The organism is Segetibacter koreensis DSM 18137, from assembly GCF_000374045.1.
Classification (GTDB): domain Bacteria; phylum Bacteroidota; class Bacteroidia; order Chitinophagales; family Chitinophagaceae; genus Segetibacter; species Segetibacter koreensis.
Genome location: NZ_KB893385.1, coordinates 200,127 through 216,517, shown reverse-complemented (window position 1 = coordinate 216,517; position 16,391 = coordinate 200,127). Strand labels below are relative to the sequence as shown.

14 protein-coding genes and 1 pseudogene are annotated in these 16,391 nt (G+C 35.0%); 7 read left to right on the top strand and 8 right to left on the bottom strand.

The annotated features are described in order from the left end of the window. The first annotated feature begins 85 nt into the window (after positions 1–85). The 4 genes from B154_RS0126045 to B154_RS29825 all read left to right on the top strand — a co-directional run bounded on the left by B154_RS0126045 (position 86) and on the right by B154_RS29825 (position 4,450). Positions 86–1,168, top strand: a complete 1,083-nt coding sequence (locus tag B154_RS0126045; RefSeq protein ID WP_018617299.1) for a DegT/DnrJ/EryC1/StrS family aminotransferase — start codon at positions 86–88, stop codon at positions 1,166–1,168. 267 nt (positions 1,169–1,435) lie between these two features. Continuing rightward, positions 1,436–2,560: an ATP-grasp domain-containing protein gene (locus B154_RS0126040; protein WP_018617298.1), complete on the top strand. Its 1,125-nt coding sequence runs from the start codon at positions 1,436–1,438 to the stop codon at positions 2,558–2,560. Next, positions 2,550–3,323 carry a class I SAM-dependent methyltransferase gene (locus B154_RS0126035; RefSeq protein WP_018617297.1) on the top strand — a complete coding sequence of 258 codons (774 nt, stop codon included), beginning with the start codon at positions 2,550–2,552 and terminating at the stop codon, positions 3,321–3,323. The genes B154_RS0126040 and B154_RS0126035 overlap by 11 nt, the downstream gene beginning before the upstream one ends. Before the next feature lie 167 nt (positions 3,324–3,490). Continuing rightward, positions 3,491–4,450: a glycosyltransferase family 2 protein gene (locus B154_RS29825; RefSeq protein WP_018617296.1), complete on the top strand. Its 960-nt coding sequence runs from the start codon at positions 3,491–3,493 to the stop codon at positions 4,448–4,450. Between the two features lie 280 nt (positions 4,451–4,730). Here B154_RS29825 and B154_RS34085 read toward each other — a convergent pair whose 3' ends face one another. From B154_RS34085 to B154_RS0125990, 8 genes and pseudogenes are all read right to left on the bottom strand, one after another. After that, positions 4,731–4,799 carry a hypothetical protein gene (locus B154_RS34085; RefSeq protein WP_483826381.1) on the bottom strand — a complete coding sequence of 23 codons (69 nt, stop codon included), beginning with the start codon at positions 4,797–4,799 and terminating at the stop codon, positions 4,731–4,733. Further along, positions 4,769–5,392: pseudogene (locus B154_RS0126025) on the bottom strand (MlaE family ABC transporter permease); the annotation flags it as partial. The gene B154_RS34085 and the pseudogene B154_RS0126025, both read right to left, overlap by 31 nt. A gap of 462 nt (positions 5,393–5,854) precedes the next feature. After that, positions 5,855–7,762 carry a molecular chaperone HtpG gene (gene htpG, locus B154_RS0126020; protein WP_018617294.1) on the bottom strand — a complete coding sequence of 636 codons (1,908 nt, stop codon included), beginning with the start codon at positions 7,760–7,762 and terminating at the stop codon, positions 5,855–5,857. A gap of 248 nt (positions 7,763–8,010) precedes the next feature. Next, a complete protein-coding gene (locus B154_RS0126015; RefSeq protein WP_018617293.1) occupies positions 8,011–8,256 on the bottom strand; it encodes a hypothetical protein in 246 nt (81 codons plus the stop codon). Between the two features lie 23 nt (positions 8,257–8,279). Then, positions 8,280–9,428, bottom strand: coding sequence for an MFS transporter (locus tag B154_RS0126010; RefSeq protein ID WP_018617292.1), 1,149 nt, complete (start codon positions 9,426–9,428; stop codon positions 8,280–8,282). 810 nt (positions 9,429–10,238) lie between these two features. Next, positions 10,239–10,466: a YtxH domain-containing protein gene (locus B154_RS0126000; RefSeq protein WP_018617290.1), complete on the bottom strand. Its 228-nt coding sequence runs from the start codon at positions 10,464–10,466 to the stop codon at positions 10,239–10,241. Positions 10,467–10,707: 241 nt separating this feature from the next. Next, complete coding sequence (locus B154_RS0125995; protein ID WP_018617289.1) at positions 10,708–11,316, bottom strand: short chain dehydrogenase; 609 nt, start codon at positions 11,314–11,316, stop codon at positions 10,708–10,710. Positions 11,317–11,424: 108 nt separating this feature from the next. Continuing rightward, positions 11,425–13,254 (bottom strand): ABC transporter ATP-binding protein, encoded by a 1,830-nt coding sequence (locus B154_RS0125990; RefSeq protein WP_018617288.1) that lies wholly within the window; start codon positions 13,252–13,254, stop codon positions 11,425–11,427. Positions 13,255–13,319: 65 nt separating this feature from the next. On the opposite strand from B154_RS0125990, the gene rbfA reads away from it, so the two are divergent. The 3 genes from rbfA (at position 13,320) to B154_RS0125975 (ending at position 16,350) form a co-directional block, all read left to right on the top strand. Then, entirely contained in the window at positions 13,320–13,697 is a 378-nt protein-coding gene (gene rbfA / locus B154_RS0125985; protein WP_018617287.1) for a 30S ribosome-binding factor RbfA, read from the top strand. Between the two features lie 38 nt (positions 13,698–13,735). Beyond that, a complete protein-coding gene (locus B154_RS0125980) occupies positions 13,736–14,953 on the top strand; it encodes an FtsX-like permease family protein (protein WP_018617286.1) in 1,218 nt (405 codons plus the stop codon). Between the two features lie 257 nt (positions 14,954–15,210). Further along, positions 15,211–16,350 (top strand): MraY family glycosyltransferase, encoded by a 1,140-nt coding sequence (locus B154_RS0125975; protein WP_018617285.1) that lies wholly within the window; start codon positions 15,211–15,213, stop codon positions 16,348–16,350. Positions 16,351–16,391: the final 41 nt, after the last annotated feature.

The following is a 16,391-nucleotide window of genomic DNA, read 5'->3' as shown; positions in this document are numbered from 1 at the left end:
ATAGCTCGCCGGTATTTAAATAAAAATATTTAATATTATTAAATATTTTTATCTTGTAATAGGGTTAGTCTTTTTAATATTTTATATGATAAATGTAACTAAACCGTTCTTACCTCCCAAAGAGGAGTATGACGAGTATTTAAAAGGTATTTGGAGTAGAGAATGGCTTACCAATAACGGTCCGTTGCTAAATGAGCTTGAACTACAACTAAAAAAATTTTTAGATGTACCGCATTTATTTTATGTTACTAATGGTACAATAGCTCTTCAGCTAGCAATCAAAGTTTTAGGACTAAAAGGCGAAATTATTACTACTCCTTTTTCTTTTGTAGCTACCAGCAGCAGTATTGTTTGGGAAGGATGTAAGCCTGTGTTTGTTGACATCGACCCTGCTACTTATAATATAAACCCCGCTTTAATTGAGGATGCAATTACCCCGCAAACGAGCGCCATTCTTGCAACTCATGTTTTTGGAAATCCTTGTGAGATAAAAGACATAGAAGCCATTGCTGACAAACATAATTTGAAGGTCATTTTCGATGGCGCACATGCATTTGGTTCAAGTTATAAAAATAGATCAGTATTTCATTATGGGGACATAAGCACCCTCAGTTTTCATGCCACTAAATTATTTCATACGATAGAAGGGGGAGCAATAGTTACTCATGATGCAGTTGTGGCCAAGGAAATTGCACACATGCGTAATTTTGGGTTTGCCGGACCGGATAATTTTCACGGTTTGGGAATAAATGGTAAAAACTGTGAGTTTCATGCTGCAATGGGCTTGTGCAACTTAAAATACATTAATCAAATTCTTGAACGCCGCCAACAGCTTTGGGAGCGGTATAATTATATGCTACTTTCTCTAAAAGTAGGTAAACCTATTCGTAATCCTTTGCCTGGCTTTAATTTCGCATATTATCCCGTTCTTTTTGAAAGTGAAGCAGTTCTGTTAAAAAATATCAGAGCTCTCCAGGGCATTTATGTTCACCCCAGAAGGTATTTTTACCCTTCCTTAGAAACTTTAAATTATATTCTTCCTAAACAAGAAGTAAAAATATCATCGGATGTGGCATCAAGAGTCTTATGTTTGCCCCTTTACCATGATTTATCAATGGAGGAAGTTGATATGATTTGCAGAGCATTATTACGCTCACAAAATTATTAATACTAATATAATAGCGATCCGCAAGTTAAAAGTTTAAACTGACTATTTCAGTAGCATAAATAAGCGAGACCTTCACTTCCTAAAATAAAACTTTACCAATATTTGAAAAACAATTAAAGCTTTTGTATATTAATAACTTGAATAGATTAAATGAATTGAATTTCTTTTTTTCAGATTGAATTGACAGAAATATGGATATAATTATTATGAAATTTTTTCTGTAAATAAATCCGTGGTGCTAGCTTTTCTGATAAAAATTTATTTAATATGAAAAAATTTAAAAGAGGGGTACTTATATTTTCGGGATTTAACCAAAGAGCCATAATTTCATTTTGTAGGATTTGTGATTTAAACAATATAAATATAAATATCATTGCCTCAAATGAAACAGATTGTATATTAAAGACTGTTTATAAAAGTAAGGTTATTTATATAAGGAAATCAAAGACATTTTCTTTAGAAGAATTTCAGGTTTTTAAAGAATTAGTTTTGAGTGAGGAAACACTAATAATACCTTCCACCGAGTATTTAAATCGTTTTTTAATAAACTACAGAAGTGATATTGAAGATTTAGGTTTTATTGTGCCGCTGTGCAAAAAGGAATTGTACGAAGAAGTTTCAAATAAATACAGCTTCGGCAAATTATGCAATCAAAATAATATTAAAACTCCCATCGAGTTGACTCTATCCAATAAGTTTTCAGTTCCGTTTGTGGCAAAACCTAAAAGCTATACTGCAAAGTCGGGTTCGATTCACAAGCCATCGCTGGTTTATAACTCAAACGTATTTTATAAAAACAGAGATAAATTCGATTCTGACGATTTTTACTTCCAGGAATTTATCGGAGGTAATAGTTACTACTTATTATTTTATTTCCCACGAAAAGGAGATGTTTCTACCTACTCGCAGGAGAATTTAATACAACAATCTAACGGACGTTCAATAATTGCTGCTAAATCGTCAGATATTCATGAAAATAAGATAGCTGGTGATTTTATTGAGTTATTTGTAAAAAGAGGCTTTACAGGTTTGGTAATGGTAGAAGTAAAATTTAGTAATGACCAATTCTATATGATAGAAGCAAACCCCAGGCTGTGGGGCCCATCCCAACTTATACTAGATGCACAGATGGATTTGTTTCACAAATTTCTTTATGACTATGGGTTAATAGAGAATAATTTTAAATTTGAATATAGACCTAATATAAAATACTTTTGGTCAGGTGGAATTATTGAAGATCAAGTTCAAAAAAATAAAATAGCTTTTCATAACTATTCAAAAAAGGAATTTTTTGATGAATATTATTCATTAATTGCAAATGATATTTACGCGCGTCCAGATACTTTCGAAATTTTTGAGCATGAAAAGGAAATAAGTAAAAATGGAAAATAAAATCGATAAATTAAGACAACTTTATGCTAATACAAGCAAACATTCAAACTATCAAATTTTAGCGAGAAACTTAAAAAGGCTGATTGGCAATAACGATATTGTTGTTAAATCCCGTTTTGAAGAAGAGCGTTTGAATTATATCTTGTCGCTAGTGCATCCAGAGGGTAAAAAAATACTTGATGTTGGAGGTAATACTGGGTTTTTTTCATTTGAGATGATTAATAAAGGGGCATCATCTGTTGTTTTCTATGAAGGAAATAAAGAACATGCAGAATTTGTTAAAGAAGCATCGTCACTTTTGAAATATGACGACAAAATTACTGTCTTTGACAGATACCTGTCTTTTGAAAGTGAGCTGGAAAATGAATGGTTCGACATTATCCTGCTTTTAAACGTTCTTCATCATGTAGGTGACGATTACGGTGATAAAAGCCTATCAATAGATAAAGCAAAAGAAGAAATTTTAAATACTTTAAATTATTTAGCATCAAAAACAAAATACTTGTTCTTTCAATTAGGGTTTTGTTGGAGAGGAGATAGAGAAAAGCTTTTGTTTAAGGATGGTACAAAAAAAGAAATGATAGATTTTGTAGTTAATGGTACTAATGATGTTTGGGAGATTGTAGATATTGCCGTACCAGAATCAGTAGATGGGAAAATTAGTTATCAGAGTTTAAGTAATAGTAACATAGTAAGAAATGATTCATTAGGAGAATTCTTAAATAGACCCATTTTTACGTTACAGACAAAATTGCATAATTAGAAACATTCGTAAGTCAACAGCTGAAAAAGTCTCAATCTCCGTATAAGTAACTATAGGTACTTTGACATTTTAAAAGATTTTAAAGATTAGTATTTGAAATTTTAAGTCAATTTGAATGAATTAAGTGAACTACTCTAAAAAGAATTTCTTACACGAAAGCTAAAAAAATGCATGCAGTTCCTCTAGTGAGTATTATATGTATAACCTATAATCATGAAAAATATATTTCACTCGCCATTGAAGGCTTTCTAATGCAAAAGACTTCATTCCCTTTTGAAATTTTAATTCATGATGATTGTTCGACTGATAGTACGGCTTCTATTATAAAGTCTTATGCAGATAAATACCCTGATTTAATTAGACCTATTTATCAAACAGTCAACCAGTTTTCTTTAGGAAAAAAAATAGCACCCATTGTATTTCCTTATTGTAGAGGGAAATATCTCGCTCTGTGTGAGGGCGATGATTATTGGATTGACCCGAATAAATTACAAAAGCAGGTTGATTTTCTTGAAGGACATCCAGATTACGTAATGTGCTTTACCAATGGTTGCATAGTTGACTCTTCTGGGGTTGTAATACAGGAAAAACAGCTTAGAGGAGAAACCAAGGACACTTATACTTTTGAGGATGCTCCCTTTCAGGCACCTACTCATACACGTGTTTTTAGAAAATTTGATTACAAAACCTTACCCGAATCATTTAAAAAAGCGAGAGGATTGGATACATATTTAGCTGTTTGGCAATCGCAGTTTGGCAAAGTAAAATTTCTAGATTATGTATCGAGTACTTATCGACATCATAGCGGCGGGATATTCAGTTCGCTCTCAAATACCGAAAAGATAATACACATTACTCAAACCCGCTATGTTTTGTTGGAGTTATTTCCTGGACATGATAACATTCAAAAGGAACTGGTGAAGGTTCTTAATGGAGGAGGTGATCATATAAAGTCACTAAACGACTTTAGTTTTTATACTAAAACATATTTTGAAATTTTAAAGAAAGTTCAAATAAAGTATTCATTTTTATTAACTGCTCACTTTGTATCAGGTCTATTTAAATGCTGCCTTTTTGTTGTCACAGGTAATTTACCTTCAAAGGGATTAAGACGAGTTAGACGATAATAAATACAAACGTTAGTATTTTCCCATGTGGTGTTTTATTTAATCTTTCTGCTGCATTTCCATTGGGTTCCTGGATGTTATATGTGTAGTAGATTTGCTTTAGTTTAAAAAATTCCCGCTTCTATAAATTAAGCAAACGTTGTTTTAACACCACTCATTAAGGCTAATTGTATTTCATTTGGACATCAGAAGAAAATGCAATTGATCGTCAAAAAAGAGGGGCTGAGATAGAAATGCCACCGTGATTTTTACCATTTCGAAAAACCAAGAGTGAATATTATTAAAGTCTACTACTTCTTACAACATCAATGCAGTAATAACATAATCTAATGCCAGTATTGCAACGCAGCTTACCACAACCGCTTTTGTGGATGCTTTGCCGATTTCAAGCGATCCTCCTTTAACAAAGTAACCGTTGTAACAGCTTATGGCAGAGATGGAAAATGAAAAAGCAACTGCTTTTACGATAGCAACTGTAACGGTAAAACCTTCAAATCCATTTATCAATCCTTGTTTATAAATGTTAATAGGAACAATGTCTGCCAGCGTTCCGGCAATTATACCTCCTATCAGAGAAAGACTGATTGATATAATAATTAAAGCAGGAACCATAAGAACAGAGGCAACGATTTTTGGCAAAACAAGGTAAGCTTTTGTATTAATACCCATTATTTCTAGCGCATCTATCTGTTCTGTTACCCGCATATTTCCCAATTCTGAAGCTATTCTAGAACCAACTACCCCTGCAAGTACAATACTTATAACCGTTGGAGAAAGTTCTAAGATGACTGAGTCTCTTACCACGCCGGCAATAATTGTTTTCGGCACCAGCGGACTTACTAACTGATAAGCCGTTTGTATGGTCATTACCATTCCTAAAAAGATTGATATAATAGCTACGATAGGCAATGAGCCTAAGCCTATGGAAGTGCATTCAACCATAAACTGTTTCCAATAAAGCTTCGCATTTTCGGGTTTTGTAAAAGAACCATAGAGCATTAGAATTATGGAACCAAGGGTGTTAAAAAAATTGCCAAACATAAAAGTTGGATTTTTATTTCACAAGTTTATTGAAGGTGTAAATGACTGTTCATTTTTTCATTAACAGCATTTGAAAAAAAGATTTAGGCGACAATGGATCAATATTAAAAGAGGCTGTCCTGATACATAGGAGACAGCCTCTTTTATTACTTCAAAATAATTGGATTACGTGTAGTTATAGGCTCAAAATACTTCACACCGATTTCAGCATATTCACATTACTTCTTGGTTAATTTATAATTATTTTTCTTCATTTCCTACTATCGCTTAAAATCTATCCTCATTTGGCTCGAATAGTCCTATATAAAAAAGCCGCCCCAACGAAATCAGGACGGCTTTTTTAATTTATATATCAATAGTGAATTAAGCCTCTACTATCAAGCTTGATTTTGTTTCTCCCTGCATTAATTCTACACTTCTGTTGATAAAAGAAGTAAGTGCATTTCCTTTTAATAATCCCTGGCCTAATAAAGCAAGGTCCGCCAAGTTGCGAACTTGTTTCTCCTGCATCTGCGTGTTGTTTTCCTGTAGTAGGGTTTGATAAATCTTATGATTGCCGTTTACAGTTAGTGTAACCTCATCGGGCATATTAGCATACCAGCTTGCCATTCCTCCACCCATAGCGCCCATGTCCTTCATACGGCGCATAAATTCGGGTCTTGTAGCAACAACAGGAGGTGCATCAGCACTTAAGCCTTTCACCTCTACCGTAACATGCAATTCTGGTATTTGAACCCCAAATAGATTTTTTAGTTTTTCTTCTTCATCTTTATTTAAAACACTTGACTGCTCCTCATTCTTATCAATGAGATTATCAGTAATATCAGCATCTACACGAGTAAACTGTACATTTTCCCATTTCATTTCCATCTGGTTAATGAATGCAGCATCTACCAAAGTCTCCATCTTAACAACTTTATATCCTTTTGCCTGTGCTGCCTGCACATAAGCATCTTGCTGTATGGGGTCAGTCGTATAAATTATTACCAGTTTGCCATCTTTATTTTTTTGTAAACCTTCTGCTGCTGTACGGTATTCTTCGAGGGTATAAAATTTCTTTGCACCTTCATTTACGGCAGCATCTTCCATTATCAAAAACTTATTTGCTTTTTCCAGAAACTTATCGTCTGTCATCATGCCATACTTAACAAATAAGCCTAAGCTTTCCCATTTTTCCTCAAAAGAGTTTCTTTCGTTTCTAAATATTTCTTCAAGCTTATCAGCAACCTTACGTGTTATGTGAGCGTTTATCTTTTTAACATTGGGATCACCTTGCAAATAGCTGCGACTTACATTCAAAGGGATGTCAGGGCTATCAATTACACCGTGCAGTAACATTAAAAACTCCGGTACTACGTCTTTTACCTCGTCTGTTACAAATACCTGGTTGCTGTACAGTTGTATTTTGTCTTTCTGTATTTCATAGCTCTGCTTGATTTTTGGAAAATACAAAATACCGGTGAGGTTAAACGGATAATCTACATTAAGATGTATCCAGAATAGCGGTGTTTCGCTAAAAGGATATAATTCTTTATAAAAGTTTTCGTAATCTTCTTTGGTTAATTCTGAGGGCTTTTTGGTCCAGGCGGGAGAAGTATTATTAATAGGTTTTTCTTCCTCTTTTTCTTGGTCTTTTTTGTCTTCTGCAGAAGCGCCTTTATCAATAAAATAAATAGGAATGGGCAGAAACCGGCAGAATTTTTCAAGAATTGCTTTTATTCTGGAGGCGTCTAAAAACTCCTTGCTTTCTTCATTTATATGTAGTACTATTTTAGTTCCCCTGTCAGGTTTTTCTATTGAATACAATTCAAATTCGGGACTTCCGTCACAACTCCAGTAAGTTGCAGGCTCATCTTTATAACTTTTTGTGTAAACTTCCACCCTTTCACTTACCATGAAAGCGCTATAGAAACCCAAGCCGAATTTTCCAATAATATTTTCTTCGTTCTGACCTTTATATTTCTTTACAAATTCTTCAGCACCACTAAAAGCAACCTGGTTAAGGTATTTGTCAACCTCTTCCTGTGTCATACCAACTCCACGATCAATAATGCTTATTGTCTTTTCTTTTGCATCCAGTTCAACATCAATACGCAAATCACCTATATTGCCCTTAGCCTCACCTATTGATGTAAGTGTTTTTAGCTTTTGGCTGGCATCTACAGCGTTACTTACCAATTCACGAATAAAGATTTCATGATCGCTGTATAAAAATTTTTTGATGATGGGGAAAATATTCTCAGTATGTACTCTTATCTGACCTTTTTGCATATAGAAAGTTTTTATCACTTTTGTCAAATAAAATACCAAATAGAGTTGTACTGACAGGTTGACAAGCTTTACAATATTCTATTTTTATCTTATAAAGCGCTTATAAAAACTCTTGCTACAGAGATTAAACAAAAACATCGCACAATGTAATTACTACAAAGTGCGATGTGAATTAAAAAAAGTGAAGTAAAAGAAAGTGATAGAAAAATCTGGAAACATGTTTTTTGTTTCCAAATAAATAACACTTGCTACGCTGAAAACTTGTTTTTTGGGTAGGCAAAATAACCTCTGTTTCCTAATTTGCTTTCCTGTTTTTCTTCTTCCTTATGTTGATTAAATTTAGAAGAATGATTTTCAGGCCATGCTACATATCCTGCTTTTCTATAAGTGGTTTGTGTACCGATATCAAATACAAGCGGAGCATGATAAACCGGGTAAAAATTCTTTAAGACCCGTTCTCTTATTTTGCGAATAATATTATAATTGTTGTTCATTTTTTTAAATTTTAATTGTGTAACTAAACAGTTTTTATTTTAGCCGCCAGGAATGTTGTTCCAAATCCCAGCACGGCTATAAGGGCAAATGACAATCGTAAGCCAGCAGTTTGGGCAATAAAACCGATAAGTGGAGGCCCGATTAAAAAACCTAAAAATCCGATGGTGGATACAGCAGCTAACGCCGTACTAGCTGACATGGTAGTTGATTTGCCCGCAAGGCCATATACAATAGGTACCACTGAAGAGACACCAAAACCTACGAGTAAAAAACCGGTAGTTGCTGATATAAGATTAGGAAATATAACTGCTACCAGTAATCCTGTTGTGATGATACTACCACTTAATTGCAGCATACGCTTTACGCCAAACCGTGTTACGAGCCAATCGCCGGCAAAACGACCCGTAGCCATAGTTGCGGTAAATGCAACATATCCTATGGTTGTAAATCGAGCAGGTGTCTCTACAACTTTTTGAAAATACACTCCGCTCCAGTCTGCCATAGCACCTTCGCAGACCATGCAGGAAAAGGCGATAAGTCCGAGTATTAAAATTCCTCTGTCAGGTTTTACAAATATTGGCTTCGCGTCTTCTTTACTTGTCTCATTGGGTAAGGTGCTTTTATAGGATGATAGCACTATCAAACTTGCTACAGCGCAAATGATTGAAAAGTGTACTAGTGGAGTAAGGCCAACTGATACAAAGAAGCTGCCTAGTACTGCACCCGTAAAACCTGCAAGGCTCCACAAGCCGTGAAAAGAAGCCATAATTGATCTGCCATATATGCTTTCAACACCTACTGCTTGTGTATTCATAGCAATATTGATCATGTTTGCCCATAACCCAAATAGAAATAGGGCAAGAATCAATTGAAAAGCGCTTGTTGTGCTTGCCAGCAGCACCAGTGTAAGCGGGTATAGCACCGAGGCAAGAAGCATGACTGACCTGGTGCCAAATTTTGAGGATAACCAGGCTGACAGAGGCAGGCTTAAAAGCTGCCCTACTGGCAATGCAAAGAGTACCATACCTAAGCCGGCCTCTGATAGATGCAGAGCTGTTTTAATATCAGGTATCCGGCTTGCCCATGTAGCAAAGGTTAATCCTGCCAAAAAGAAAAACGCACTGACTGCTATTCTATATATCCTTGGTTGTATTGTTAACGTTGTATTCATAATTATTTTTTTGTTCTGAATATTTCTACCTCATTTTCACACTTTATGCTATGTTCAAACTATCGTTCAACTGCTAATAACGCAGGGGAATGTGAAGCTGAAATAAAAAATTTCTTATGGCATGCTCAATATCGATAGGTTGTAATACTGATATAAAAACAGTATTGCAATTCATAATAGCAGAAATCGAATGATCATTTTAAAGATCGAGTTTTAAAATCTCTCAGAACTCTTTCTGTTGCTTACAATCATTGCGGGAAGAAAAAATTACATATCGGATATAACAAAAATAAGACCTATTGGAAGAGTAAGGGTTTAATTAATAGTATTATTAACAATTTATTAATATGTCATTTTTTGGATAATTAATAAAAAAGTACTAACAAACGTTCGGGAGTTGAAGGGTAATTATAGCAACGATAGTAAAGATGTTTAGACAGTCCGCAAGATGTAGGTGTCTGCAGCATTAATTGTAAACAATCTAAAGAACTTGAAAATAAGCAACCAAATTTCTGTTAGGAGGAACAATAAAATTTTGAAACGTAAAGGTTGACTTTTAAGGAGTTACGATACAAATAAAAAAAACAGAATCATCCAATAGCAAAATCGATTAGCCTTTTTTGCAAATTCTGCCTTCGACAACAGAATTAATTATGCAAGTGATTTCTTCAATAAGAGAATACGGTAATAAGCAAAACGACGAGGATCTTATAGCGATGTGGGCCGGACAATCCTCGACAAAAGCACTTACAAAAGGGCTCCTCCGAAAATTTTTCGTACACTGATTGATCAGGCACAAAAAATTAATTTCTATTCAAATATTTCTTTGCCCTCTTTGACAACTTTATCTTTTAGATCTGCTGATTTTTTTACAAATTCGTCTGCTGATTTTTTAGTTTTTTTCCAAAGCTTTTTGCCTTTTTTTGATAGGTTTTCCCTTGTTTTTGATCCTTCATCCGGTGCAATCATAAGACCGGTAACTGTGCCAGCAGCAAAACCGGCAAAAAAAGCAATTAAGATTTTAGATGAATTATTCATAATGTAAGGATTAAAGTTTAGTAGTCTTAAAAAACTTCGCTATTACTTTTATACGTAGGTATAGCAAATATACTTCGATTATGAAGGAAAAAAAAGTACTTGTCTATAAAAGAAAGGTATTAAAAAGAAAATAGGGCTTAAGCTTTAGATTATTAAAAATATAAGATTTTGCTTATAACTATTTAAACTTAACCTTACTATTTCTTGCTGCATCGATGCAAGGGCTTTTAAATCTAAAAAATTAAGACGGTTTGTAACCTTCTACAAAAACCGGTTCTCCATTCATGTTTCCTTCTAAGGCTTCAAGATATGCCTCGGCAGCTTTGGCAGCGTTTGGCCATGGTGTGGCATCCATGCCCAGTTTAGCAGCAGTTTCTGCAATCCATGGCGGATGTACGATAACTATCCGTCGGCCGTCTGTTAAATCGAGTGCTGCTGCCTTCGCAAATCCTTCCAGGCCCGCATTAACCGTTGTAATTATTGAAGTTTGTGGCCACGGTGTGTAAGCAAGCATACCGCCTGTTATTACAAATACACCATTAGGTCGCACATTTGATAATCCTTTACGTACCATGTTTACCTGCCCTAAAAGTTTGCTGTTTATTGAAAGTTGAATTTGCTCATTAGTGAGCTTATCAAGCGGAGCTGCTGCAGCATCTCCTGCGGCACAAATAATAGCATCAACTTCACCTAAACTGCTGTAAAAATTTTCAATAGATGAAGAGTCCATTATATTAACGCCAGGTTTAGTGGAGCGGGAAACTTCAACAACCTCGTGCCCTTTATCTTTCAGTAGTTGTGTTACTGCTTTACCAATCGTTCCGGAAGAGCCTACTACTACAACTTTCATATTTTAGGTTTTTGTCAGTTAAAAGAATCCTCGTAAAGATAAGTGAAACTATTAACCTGTATACGTAGCTTTTGTAAATTCAGTGTTGGTATTTGTTGCTCTAAAAACTTACTTCACTTCCTGCATATCTACCAATCTTTTATAAATTCCTCCTCGAGCCAATAATTCTGTATGCGTTCCTCGTTCGGCAATTTCACCTTTTTGCATAACAATAATTTCATCAGCATGACGAATTGTGCTTAGCCTATGGGCAATGACGATGGAAGTGCGATTCTGCATCATATTATTTATTGCATCCTGTACCAGCTTTTCACTTTCAGTATCGAGGGACGAAGTGGCTTCATCTAAAATTAAGATCGGTGGATTTTTGAGAACAGCTCTTGCAATGGTTAGTCTTTGCCTTTCTCCGCCGCTAAGTTTACCACCTCTGTCTCCTATGTTCGTTTTATATGCCACTTCTTTTTGTTGTATATAATTATGGGCATTAGCAATTTTGGCTGCTGTTTCAATTTGATCGTCGGTAGCGTTTTCCATTCCTAAAGCTATATTAGCTGCTATGGTATCATTAAATAAAATGGGCTCCTGTGTTACAATTCCCATTTGTTTTCTTACAGAATACAATGAATAATCTTTGATATTTATTCCATCGATTAATATTTCCCCAGCTGTAACATCATGAAAGCGTGGAATGAGATCAGCTAAAGTGCTTTTGCCGGCACCTGAAGAGCCAACCAGTGCAATTGTCTTTCCTTTTTCAATTCTAAGATTAATATTATGTAATACTATTTTATCTTCATAAGAAAAACTGACGTTCTTAAACTCTATAGCTTTACTAAAAGATGTAAGTTTTAATCCGTTTACATTTTCATCTACTTTTACGGGCGCATTCAGTATTTCCTCTATTCTCGTAATAGCTGCACTTCCCCGTTGCATGTTATAAAACGAAGAAGAAAGCGCCTTGGCAGGATTGATTATTTGAGTAAAGATGCCAACATACATTATAAATGCTTCAGCTTTAAGACCCGATTGACCACCCAGAACTAAACGGCCGCCAAACCATAGAATACCACATAAAACCATGACGCCCAAGACTTCGCTTAAAGGAGAGGCTAGGTCACGGCGATACTGCATTCGATTGCGCAAATGAAACAGATCATTATTGGTTGTATTAAATTTTGTTTGCAACAGCTTTTCCGCATTAAAGGCTTTAATCACCCGTAACCCACCGAGCGTTTCGTCTAACACTGATAAAGCCTCGCCCAACATAATTGCTGCTGCATTAGACTGTTTTTTTAGTGACCGGCTAACACGGCCTATTATTATGCCTGTAAGCGGAAGAAAAATTAATAGGAACAACGAAAGCTGGGGACTGATGAAAATAAGGGTTCCCAGAATGATGAGTATATTCAAAGGATCTTTTATAAATCCTTCCATTGTGCCCACGACAGAACCTTCCAGTTCACCTATGTCATTTGTCATCCGGCTCATAACATCACCTTTTCTTTGTTCTGTAAAAAAACCAATTGGCAATTGAAGTAATTTATCATACAATTCTTCTCTCAATCTTGTCATTATCGAATTTTTCATTGGAGCCAATACATAGAAAGAAAGATACAGGAACAAATTTTTTAGTAACACTGATACAATGACAACGAGGCATATTATGGCGAGTGCTAAAACAGGGCCGCGACTTCCGTTTGAAACTATTATATTACTTATTTGATAGTTAACATAATTAATAACGTCGGCAGAGCCATGTATGGCTGCCGGTTTTTGCAGTACCAGTTTTTCGGTAGAGAATATTAACCGTAAGAAAAAAGGAAGCGTACCTAATGAAATCAGTGAAAAAATGATTGACAGAATTGTAAATAGAAAGTACAGAATAATGTTTCCCTTAAAAAAACGCAGATATTTAAAAAGACGCGAATATTTTCTCATTAGTGTTATAAATCGTTCAAATAGCTACAAAGTAACTAATTTTACAGCCATAAACAGTAGAATAGATGCAGGAAGGAAAACGACAAAAACAGGTGGCCGCAGTAATTCAACAAGAGTTGAACGATATATTTATGCGGCTGGGACTAAATATGATAGACGGAGGAATGGTCTCTATTTCAACAGTTAAAATTACTCCCGACTTATTGGAGGCAAGAATATATATAAGTTTGTTTAAGGTACAGGATACTCAGGCAGCACTAAAAAAAATACAGGCACAAGCGTGGGAAATCAAAAAGGAACTGAGCGAGAGGGTAAAACACCAATTGAGAAGAATACCTCTTTTGCAGTTTTACCTGGATGATACGCTGGACTATGTTTTTAAAATGGAAGATATTTTTAAAAAGCTACATAACGAGGAAGAAGAAAATAAGAAACCTGATTAATTAAATCTTTTTGCCTGTTACCGGAAACTTCCCGATAGATGACAATTTTATTTGCCTGGAGATATTTTAAGGGGAAAAAGACAACAAACGCCATCAACCTCATTGCCTGGATAAGTATTCTGGCCATTGCAGTTGGTGCGGCTGCGCTGATATTAGTGTTAAGTGTGTTTAATGGTTTTGAAGACCTTGTAAAAGGTTTATATGCCGATTTTTATACTGATATCAGAATAGCACCTGCAAAAGGAAAATTTCTTACCCTTTCAACTGCACAGTTGCAGCGCATTAAACGGACCGATGGCGTAAGACAGATAAGCACAATTGCAGAAGAAAAAGCTGTGTTGGTAAATGATGAATTCCAAAGTATAATATACTTAAAAGGAGTTGATGATCAATATACACAGGTCAGCGGTTTAAGCAAACACATGTTTAAAGGCAAATTCGACAGGGGCACAACTGATCGTCCATTACTTATTTTGGGGGCAGGTATTGAAAATGCCGTTGGAGTTGAACCCGGCATGAATGTTACTCCTCTTACTGTTTATCTGCCCAATTTTAAAGCTAAAAACTTCTCTGGCTTAGACGCATTAAATTCATACAATGCAAATGTTAGTGGCAGTTTTATCCTTCAGCAAGACTTTGATAACAAGTATGCCATAACAAATATCGATTTCGTAAAGTACATGCTTGACCTTCGGCCTGATCAGTTTAGTGCAGTTGAGGTTGCCTTAGATAGTACTGCCGAAGCAGACGTTGTAAAAGAAAGCTTACAGAAGTTGATGGGAAGCACTGTAAAGGTAGAATCACGATATCAGCAAAATCAAAGTCTTTATACTGTAATGCAGGTAGAGAAGTGGGTTATATATGGTATTTTGTCACTCATACTTGTTGTAGCAGCTTTTAATATGATTGGAGCCCTCACAATGCTGGTTCTCGAGAAGCAAAAAGACATTGCTGTGCTAAAGGCAATGGGTGCAGATAACGGCTATATTCAACGAATTTTTTTAAATGAAGGTTTTGTCCTGGCGGCATTTGGAGGCACAGCAGGTATGATTTTGGCTATATTATTGTGTGTGTTGCAGATGAAATACAAACTTTTAAAATTATCAGGAGGAAGTTTTATAATTGATTATTATCCGGTAAAGATGGTTTTTTCTGACTTTGTTCTTGTTATCGGCACTATTGTATTTATTTCCACATTAGCTGCCTGGATACCATCAAAAAAAGCAAGTTTACAACAGTATTCATTAAAAAGTTAGCTGATAAATGCAGCGCTTTTTTGTTTTTTTTTAATATTAATAATTATTGCGGTTTAGTTGAATAATTGACTGAAATGCATAAAATGTTGAATATTATGAGCAGCCAAAAAAGCTTTTTTCTTGTCAAAGACAAAATAATTTTGAAAGTTTTGCCATCATTTTTTCTAGAAAACTTGTCTGAGAATTACATATTATAATTAAAAAGCACTTTATTTGCCATGATTTAGAGTAGCTACCATCACCCAAAAATGAAGCTAATGGAAAGAATTATTGCCGGTGGGTTAATAGCTTTTCTGATAACATTTACTGTTATACCTGCTATAATAACTGTCGCCAAAGTAAAAAAGCTATATGATGAACCGGACGATAAGCGAAAACTACATAAAGAACCGATACCTTCATTAGGAGGATTGGGAATGTTTATAGGATTCATTTTCAGCATTCTGTTAACTGTTAGTTTTTCATCAGAAGCTCCCGAGTTTCAATATTATTTTGCTGCGTTTCTTATTATATTTTTCTTAGGAATGAAGGATGATATTATAATTATATCACCCATAAAAAAATTCTTAGGTCAAATTATTGCTGCTGGTATTCTTATATATAAAGCAAAGCTTGTTATAACGAATATGCATGGTCTGTTTGGTATTTACCAGATTAATACAGCATTTAGTTATATACTAACCGCATTTTCTTTGGTAGTAATTATCAACGCTTTTAATTTAATTGATGGTGTCGATGGTCTCGCGGGCAGTCTTGGTCTTATTTCGTCAGCGGTATTTGGTACGTTCTTTTTGATAAACGGAAATATTCCTTACGCTGTACTGTCGTTTACTTTTGCGGGAAGCCTGGTAGCTTTTTTAATTTATAACTTTCACCCGGCAAAGATTTTTATGGGCGACACAGGTTCTCTTATAATTGGCCTCATAAATAGCATACTTGTCATAAAATTCATCGAAACCGGAAGCACCTATTCTTTTTATCCTGTTACCGCTTCTCCTGCTATTGGCTTTGGTATCTTGCTAATACCCCTGTTAGATACTTTGCGTGTGTTTTCTATAAGAATAATGAATGGAAATTCGCCCTTTAAGCCTGACAGAAATCATATACATCATTTATTATTAAATAATGGCTATAATCATAAAACCGTAACTTTTACGTGTATTATTGTCACAATCCTGATAACCGGCCTCTCTTTTATCTTTCAAAAGATTGGTATTGGTTTTTTAATTGCCGGACAAACTTTGTTATTTTTCTCTCTTGTATATTTCTTGAAAATTAAAACTTCAACATACAAATTTCATGTGGTAAAAGGAGAAGCCAAATCACCTGTACCGCAGGAAGAAAAAGTAAGGTTGCTGCCTGTATATGATAAGGCAGCTGTGGTTGAGGAAGATTAAAAACCTCAAAAAAATGTAAAAGTGGTATCCTAAACACTTTT

Bases quoted from the DNA above. Each gene is read 5' to 3' on its own strand.
- B154_RS0126045 (WP_018617299.1), top strand. From the start codon at position 86: ATGATAAATGTAACTAAACCGTTCTTACCTCCCAAAGAGGAGTATGAC.
- B154_RS0126040 (WP_018617298.1), top strand. From the start codon at position 1,436: ATGAAAAAATTTAAAAGAGGGGTACTTATATTTTCGGGATTTAACCAA.
- B154_RS0126035 (WP_018617297.1), top strand. From the start codon at position 2,550: ATGGAAAATAAAATCGATAAATTAAGACAACTTTATGCTAATACAAGC.
- B154_RS29825 (WP_018617296.1), top strand. From the start codon at position 3,491: ATGCATGCAGTTCCTCTAGTGAGTATTATATGTATAACCTATAATCAT.
- htpG (WP_018617294.1), bottom strand. From the start codon at position 7,762: ATGCAAAAAGGTCAGATAAGAGTACATACTGAGAATATTTTCCCCATC.
- B154_RS0126015 (WP_018617293.1), bottom strand. From the start codon at position 8,256: ATGAACAACAATTATAATATTATTCGCAAAATAAGAGAACGGGTCTTA.
- B154_RS0126010 (WP_018617292.1), bottom strand. From the start codon at position 9,428: ATGAATACAACGTTAACAATACAACCAAGGATATATAGAATAGCAGTC.
- B154_RS0126000 (WP_018617290.1), bottom strand. From the start codon at position 10,466: ATGAATAATTCATCTAAAATCTTAATTGCTTTTTTTGCCGGTTTTGCT.
- B154_RS0125995 (WP_018617289.1), bottom strand. From the start codon at position 11,316: ATGAAAGTTGTAGTAGTAGGCTCTTCCGGAACGATTGGTAAAGCAGTA.
- B154_RS0125990 (WP_018617288.1), bottom strand. From the start codon at position 13,254: ATGAGAAAATATTCGCGTCTTTTTAAATATCTGCGTTTTTTTAAGGGA.
- rbfA (WP_018617287.1), top strand. From the start codon at position 13,320: ATGCAGGAAGGAAAACGACAAAAACAGGTGGCCGCAGTAATTCAACAA.
- B154_RS0125980 (WP_018617286.1), top strand. From the start codon at position 13,736: ATGACAATTTTATTTGCCTGGAGATATTTTAAGGGGAAAAAGACAACA.
- B154_RS0125975 (WP_018617285.1), top strand. From the start codon at position 15,211: ATGGAAAGAATTATTGCCGGTGGGTTAATAGCTTTTCTGATAACATTT.